1 protein-coding gene is annotated in these 2997 nt (G+C 64.5%); it reads left to right on the forward strand.

Translation table 11 applies throughout. The features are described 5' to 3' along the window. Positions 1–91 precede the first annotated feature (91 nt). A partial coding sequence (locus Q0216_RS07905) for a choice-of-anchor M domain-containing protein (protein ID WP_298594335.1) occupies positions 92–2997 on the forward strand: 2906 nt, incomplete at its 3' end.

Consider the following 2997-nt stretch of genomic DNA (forward strand, 5'->3'; position numbering starts at 1 on the left):
TTTCTGAGAATCACTATACTCACTTAGGTTCAAAATGACAATTATTTGCAAAAGAGCTACCCTAAGAAATAGAAAAATGAGAAAGGTTGTCATGAACTCTCAGAAGCAGACCCAACGACGGGTCACCACACACACTCCCGCACTCTTCATCCCCGGCGGCAAGCCCGCCCTCCGCCGCGCAGCCGCATTCCTCTCCGCCGCAGCGTTGCTCGCGCTCGCCGGCGCAGCCCCCTCCCTGCCCGCCGCAGCAGGCCCCGACGACGGCAAAATCGTCACCACCAAGGGCCACGTTGACGCCCCCAAGGCATACTGGGACGAGCAGAACGGCACCTTCGTCCTCATGAACGAGGCGAACCCCTACAAGACCGGCGCAGACACCTACGAACTGGACAAGACCGTCAACTGGGTCGGCAAGGGCTACAGCACCAGGGACGGCAAGTCGCAGTACACCATGACCCTGGGCGAATCGCCCTCCCTGGCGTTCCTCGGCGAACCCGGCCAGACCCTCTACATGGCACCGCACCTGACCTACGGCAACCAGGACCCCATCTGGGCTGGTCTGGGCGCCTCCACGAAGGTGCCCACCGAGCGTTTCCGTGACGGCGTGTTCGCTACCGACATTCTCTCCGTTGAGGGTCCCGGCCGCATGGAGCTCTTCCGCTACAACCCGGATGACGCGCCCGCCGACGTGTACCGCATGCTCTCCAGCAGCTCCACCGGCTGGCACTCCTGGTTGCTCGACAAGGGTAGCCACACCCACAACACCACGACCTTCACCCGCCCCGGCCGCTACGTGGTCACCTACCGCACCGTGGCGCGCTCCACCGACGGCCGCATCATCAGCTCCAAGCCGTCGAAGCTGGTCTGGCAGGTTGGCGGCATGCAGCCCGTGCTCGGTGACGGCACCCCCACCGCCGTGCCCACCGTTGACCGCTACAACGCGGCACCCGTCGGTGACCTGGACACCGCGAAGTACGCACTCTCCGTGGCACCGCACCGCCTGGATGCCGACCCGGCAAAGAACAAGGACGCTGACGACAAGCTCAGCGACATCACCTTCACCGCCGCGAACAAGAACCTCAAGGGTACCCTGACCCTGTACAACAACGGCTACTTCCTTACCGACCTGCCGGTTGTGAACGGTACCGCCACCTGGTCTGAAATGCTCGGTAGCGAAGGTTCGCAGCTACAGGCGGTCTTCACCCCCGACACCTCCGACGCGAACAGTGCGGAGGCGTCCCGCTGGATCTCGCACAAGCTCACCTACGAGCCCGGTCGCACCGAGAGCGTCTACAGCGACGACGGTAACGGCTCCTGGCCCGAAGAAATCCCGGACGCAGCGAACACCGTGCTCAGCACCGAGCAGTACACGCCCACCAGCATGGACTACGACGTGACCGTCACCCCGAACGGCAACGGCTTCAGCACCGTTGAGGTCCGCTTCAAGGACCCGAAGGTGCGCGGCTTCCTGCGCGGCGGCTTCTACGCCCAGGATGACCCGGTCTACCCGTACCTCGATTTGGAAGGCTCCATCGAGGACGGCGTGGCGCGCTTTACCTTCCGTGACGAGTCGTTCTACAAGGGCACCGCTCTGCGCGTGAAGATGCTGACCCACCCGGATATGAACGCTTCCGCCTCCACCACTGAGGTCGCGGCGAACTACGAGCCGGGCACTAAGTACACCGCGCACGGCGCGCTGGCACCCGATAGCGCGCCGATTGGGGACGCGCCGAAGCCTGCTCCGGCGGATCCGTCGCCGAGCGCTGAGCCTAGCGTTGCGCCCTCTGCCGAGCCTTCTGCTGAGCCGAGCGAGGCTCCCAGTGAGGCTCCGACCGCTGAGCCCAGCAACGCTCCGTCGGTATCCCCCAGCGAGGTTCCGACCGTGCCCGCAGTGCCGACCGCCTCCGCAGAGCCGAGCGCACCTGCTCCGGCACCTTCCACTCCGGCGCCTTCTACTCCGGCACCGTCTAGCCCCGCACCGGCCAACCCGACCCCGAGCGCACCTGCTTCGACTAGCCCGGCACCTTCCGCTGAGCCGTCCACTCCGGGAACCCCCGGCAACCAGTGTGTGCCCGGCAAGATTGATGGCCGCACCAAGATTTCGCACGGCCACTTGGACATTCAGGCGACCCTGAAGGACCGCCAGCTGTCCGTGGGTCTGCGTGACGACAGCGGCATCATTGACGCTGATTCGACGGTGCGCCCGCTTGATTCGGTCGTGTGGACTGTCAGCGAGAACGCCCGCCGTGTACGCACCGAACGTATGGCTGATGAGAAGCTGAACTTCATGGGCCCGGTCGGCACCGCCTTCTACGGCCTGCCGCAGACCCAGCAGAGCGGCCTGCCTTGGCCCGGCTACAACACGCAGGACATTGACTACAGCCAGCTGCGCGGCCCTGTGCGCCTGCACGTGGTTCCGAAGGTCATGCCTGAGGGTGCACGCTTCGGCATGTTCACCGAGTCGCTGAACGGCGCGGATGTGCTGCTGGATTCGACGACCGGCAAGACCACGATCGACATTGATTACGCGACGCACGCGCACGCAAACTGGGTGTTCTCTGAGCCCGGCCAGTACATGTTTGATGTGCACTATTCCGCGACCTTGGCTGATGGTACTGAGGTGAGTAGCCCGGTGCAGCAGCTTGCGGTTGCTGTGGGTAAGAAGGCGTCGGATGCGTGCTCGTTTGAGACTGCCGTGCCGAAGGACCCGAACGCTGCTGCGGACGACTTTAGCGGTGTGCGCCGTGTGGATTCGGCAACTCCGGGCGGTACCGCTGGTGCTAACCAGTCCGGCTCCGCACAGTCTGGTGCTGTGCAGGCTGGCTCCGGTCAGGCTGGTGCTTCCGGTGTTGCCGGTGATGTGAACGCTCAGGGTTCGGCTGATGGCTCGGCTGATGGTTCTGCTGGCGGCGTGTACCCGGGTGGTGTCTCCGGTGGCGGTACCGGTGGCGGCTCTTTGGGTCAGTCTGGTGTGTCTGCTGCGTCGGGTGGCGCTAG

The organism is uncultured Rothia sp. (genome assembly GCF_937976295.1).
In the GTDB taxonomy this organism is placed as follows: domain Bacteria; phylum Actinomycetota; class Actinomycetes; order Actinomycetales; family Micrococcaceae; genus Rothia.